Consider the following 3238-nt stretch of genomic DNA (forward strand, 5'->3'; position numbering starts at 1 on the left):
CCCACCACGCCCCCACCTGTTTTTTGAAAGTCCCCTCTCAGCCCGGTAAATTCGCGGGTTTGAGCATGGCCCCCACTTTCTGTGTGTATACAGGGAAAAAGTGGGGGCGGAAGGGGTGTCGCCCCCACAGCCCCCACCTGGCCCCCACTTATTCCTCCACATCCCTCTGAGAGTGAATGACAATATTTTCGCCGTCTAAAGAAACGAGCCCTGCCTTTGTCAGCTTGCTCAGCCAGCGGGAAAAATGCTTGCGGGTATCAATGCCCATGGCCTTCAAATCATCAATGATGATGGCTTTTGTACAGGCCTCACCCCGCGCATTGCGGCTTCTTACTGACTGCCATATGGCCAGATGATTTTCACTGAGGTGTGGCACGGCAGTTAAGTCAGGATCGCTTTCCTCAGCCTCCCGGGCGACATCCCGCACGGCCAGTGAATGGATTTCCTCTCCCTCTTCGTCCGTAAACAGCCTGACCGGCTCCAGGTCGTACGCCCGGCGCTTCGGCTCCTCAGCGTCCTTCATCTTGGTGCAGGAAAGTATCAGGGCGATGTTCTCATCCTCGCGCTTCACCTGAAACTCAGCGTCCAGCGCCGCACGGAACGAACTGGAGCCCCGCGCCCCTTTGGCTTCGTCTTTCCCTGAGTGGTGAACCACCAGCACCGTGGCGCCGGTCTTCCGCTTAATGTCGTCACAGCCCTCAATGAACGCCCCCATATCGCGGGCGTCGTTCTCATCGTTGCCGCCAAAGCAGCGCGCCAGGGTGTCGATGACAATCAGGCGCACCGGCAGACCTGCATCCGCCTCAATCTGCTTCGCCGCCAGGATGACCTCCTGCACCTCTGACTGACGCACCGGAAAGACGGGGCGGTTTACCAGCCAGACGTTTTCCACGCGCTGCTGATAAACCTGTTCCCAGGCGCGGATGCGGCGCGGCACGCCGATGCCCCCCTCACCCACGATATACAGCACCGCGCCGCGGTTTACCCTGTGGCCTGCCCAGGGGAGGCCCGCCGAAATATGGCAGGCCCAGGAGATGGCGAGAAAGCTTTTGAACGAGCCGCTGGGGCCGTAGATGCTGCACAGCGCCTGCGCGGGCAGGACGTGCTTCATCACATAGTCCTGCCGGGCGTCGAAGCCCTCAGAGCCGCGCGACAGCGGCAGCCGGGTCTTCGTCGCGTCTGCCGCAGGAAACACGCGCTGAATGCGCCCGGTGTCGCGCAGGCAGGCATTCAGCGCCTCCGTGCCGAGGATTTCCGCCACGACCGAGCGGCGGAGCGCCTTCACCTGCTCAGCGTCCGTGCCCAGGTAGCCGGCGTCGCACAGGTCTTCGTAGGTCATGCCGTGCAGCTGCATCAGGCGCACCACCAGCTTTCCGCAGCGGGTTGCCGGGTCGTGATGCTGGCGGGCGGCCTTTTCCAGCTCAGAGCGGCTGCAGGGGCGTCCGTGCGCCCACAGATAGACGCAGGCAAAGAGCGCGTCGGAAAGCGGCTCAGTAAGCCGCAGGGGAAGGCTCATTTCGGCAGGCCTCCGCTCATCTGGAATTTGCCAATCAGCGGGTGGTACCAGTACGCCGAGCCGTACTTCCGTTTGGCCGCACGCAGCACCAGACGGGCCGCCTCACGGAATTTCTCGTCCGGCACCAGGTAACCTCCGGCCCTGTGCCGCACCAGCATCACGCCGGCGTTTTTTGCCAGCTCCTCCGCCTTCTTGGTGGAGATGCCAAACTCCGCCGCCAGCGTGCTGACCGGCGCCATGCCGGGCGGAATGGTGCCGCCCTGTGAATCCACCAGCGCGTTCAGGCTGGCCTCCAGGTCCCCGACGCGCGCAGTGAGCGCCTCCACCCGGCTGGCCAGCTCGTTAAACTTCACGTTACTGATCATAGTGCTTTCCTCCGTCAGCCCTGAGCGCGCGGTAAATCTCAAAGTTGATGTCGCAGGCCAGGCTGATGAGGTGCCGCAGCTGGGGGGAACACTCCCGGCAGGCCTTGTCCATAATCACCTCAAACAGCGAGGTGGCCATCTCGGCCTGGAATTCCGCCTGATCTAAATCCATGGGCTCACGCATTCCGGGCCTCCTGAACGGGCAGGGGATCCGCGGGAGAGAGGGCAAGGCAGCGGACAGCCTGCTCTGAGCCGGTGCCGGCGCAGAGACGTAACGGGGGTACAGACCGGTCCTCACGGGAAATGGCGGGGAGGCGGTACTGATATTTGGGATGAGTTTGGGTATGCTTGTTCATAGCCATGGTCGTTACTCCGAATAACGCGACAGGTTAGAAGCCCGATTAGTGTTAGCGCACTGTCGGGCTTCGTCATTTTCGCTCACTAACTCAAATGAGGTGAACACCACCAATATATTGTCAGGTGAACACCACGTCAATGCTTGATTTGAGATTTCACTCAGGCATACTGAACACCACCAGACATACGGAGGTTCAGTAATGGCAACGGGTAGAAGAAACAATAAATCACTACAAGTCTCAGTCAGGATACCGCTGGATGACTTGCAGATGATTGAAGATGTGAAGCAACCAGATGAAAGCACCGCCGGTTTTTTGATTACCGCTGCTAAAGGTGAGATCAAACGCCGCCAACGGAAACTGGCTCGCGATAATGACAAAGATTCACTGTAGTCAGTATTAACGAAGTGCCAATCAGATATTTTTTGCGTAACTACCAGCATGCTCAACTTCTGCCCGCTTTCACCAGCGCGTTCATCCTCTCCCGGACCCGCAACCCGATCATCTGCTCGTGCCAGATTTATATACTGGTGCTGCTTAGCGCCCGGGGCTTTTAATCCGTCGCGGCTTTCGTGATAGCCGGGTAGAAATTCCTGGCTGATTTCAGGCTGAGCAAAGCCGATGGAACTTAATCCATTTTTTCTGGTTTTCATTTTCAGGCCCCGTTAAGTTGCGGCGAAGACATCCAGCTAAGGAGGATGGGTTTCGTTTACTGCGCTCGCTGACTGGCTGGTATAGCCACTGCGCGGCGCTCTGCCAGCCAGCGGTTGATTTCAACGGCATCAAACGCGGCCACGCGTTCAGACAGCTTTACTGGGCGAGGAAGTGTGCCATTTTTAGCCTTTCTCCAGATTGTGGACTCACTCACACCGAGCAATTCAGCCAGGCGCTTAGGTCTGATCATTCCGCTTGTTGGAATCGTTTCTTTAGCTGGTTCCTGTAATGACATGATTTTCTATCGTTCCGTATGCGTTGTCTTGCGACGTTATGAAAGAGAGTAG

The 3238-nt window shown here is 58.3% G+C and carries 5 protein-coding genes; 1 reads left to right on the top strand and 4 read right to left on the bottom strand.

What is annotated here, in order from left to right:
• Positions 1–148: 148 nt before the first annotated feature.
• From QMM04_RS21670 to QMM04_RS21680, 3 genes are read right to left on the bottom strand one after another with little or no spacing between them, the layout of a single operon-like run.
• Positions 149–1516: a helicase RepA family protein gene (locus QMM04_RS21670; protein ID WP_282997007.1), complete on the bottom strand. Its 1368-nt coding sequence runs from the start codon at positions 1514–1516 to the stop codon at positions 149–151.
• Positions 1513–1881 carry a hypothetical protein gene (locus tag QMM04_RS21675; protein ID WP_159378402.1) on the bottom strand — a complete coding sequence of 123 codons (369 nt, stop codon included), beginning with the start codon at positions 1879–1881 and terminating at the stop codon, positions 1513–1515. The genes QMM04_RS21670 and QMM04_RS21675 overlap by 4 nt, the downstream gene beginning before the upstream one ends.
• Complete coding sequence (locus QMM04_RS21680; protein WP_282996909.1) at positions 1871–2065, bottom strand: hypothetical protein; 195 nt, start codon at positions 2063–2065, stop codon at positions 1871–1873. Before QMM04_RS21680 ends, QMM04_RS21675 begins: the two co-directional genes overlap by 11 nt.
• Before the next feature lie 442 nt (positions 2066–2507).
• Here QMM04_RS21680 and QMM04_RS23225 point away from each other — a divergent pair, with 442 nt between their 5' ends.
• On the top strand, positions 2508–2630 hold the full coding sequence (locus QMM04_RS23225; protein ID WP_349253951.1) for a hypothetical protein: 123 nt from the start codon (positions 2508–2510) through the stop codon (positions 2628–2630).
• 316 nt (positions 2631–2946) lie between these two features.
• On the opposite strand, the gene QMM04_RS21690 is transcribed toward QMM04_RS23225, so the two are convergent.
• The gene (locus tag QMM04_RS21690) at positions 2947–3186 is read right to left on the bottom strand and encodes an AlpA family phage regulatory protein (protein ID WP_132466170.1); all 240 of its coding nucleotides are present in this window, start codon (positions 3184–3186) and stop codon (positions 2947–2949) included.
• Positions 3187–3238 lie beyond the last annotated feature (52 nt).

Source organism: Pantoea sp. Pa-EAmG (genome assembly GCF_030024295.1).
GTDB lineage: Bacteria > Pseudomonadota > Gammaproteobacteria > Enterobacterales > Enterobacteriaceae > Pantoea > Pantoea dispersa.

Coding starts and splice junctions, on each gene's coding strand:
- QMM04_RS21670 (WP_282997007.1), bottom strand. CDS start 1,516: ATGAGCCTTCCCCTGCGGCTTACTGAGCCGCTTTCCGACGCGCTCTTT.
- QMM04_RS21675 (WP_159378402.1), bottom strand. CDS start 1,881: ATGATCAGTAACGTGAAGTTTAACGAGCTGGCCAGCCGGGTGGAGGCG.
- QMM04_RS21680 (WP_282996909.1), bottom strand. CDS start 2,065: ATGCGTGAGCCCATGGATTTAGATCAGGCGGAATTCCAGGCCGAGATG.
- QMM04_RS23225 (WP_349253951.1), top strand. CDS start 2,508: ATGATTGAAGATGTGAAGCAACCAGATGAAAGCACCGCCGGTTTTTTG.
- QMM04_RS21690 (WP_132466170.1), bottom strand. CDS start 3,186: ATGTCATTACAGGAACCAGCTAAAGAAACGATTCCAACAAGCGGAATG.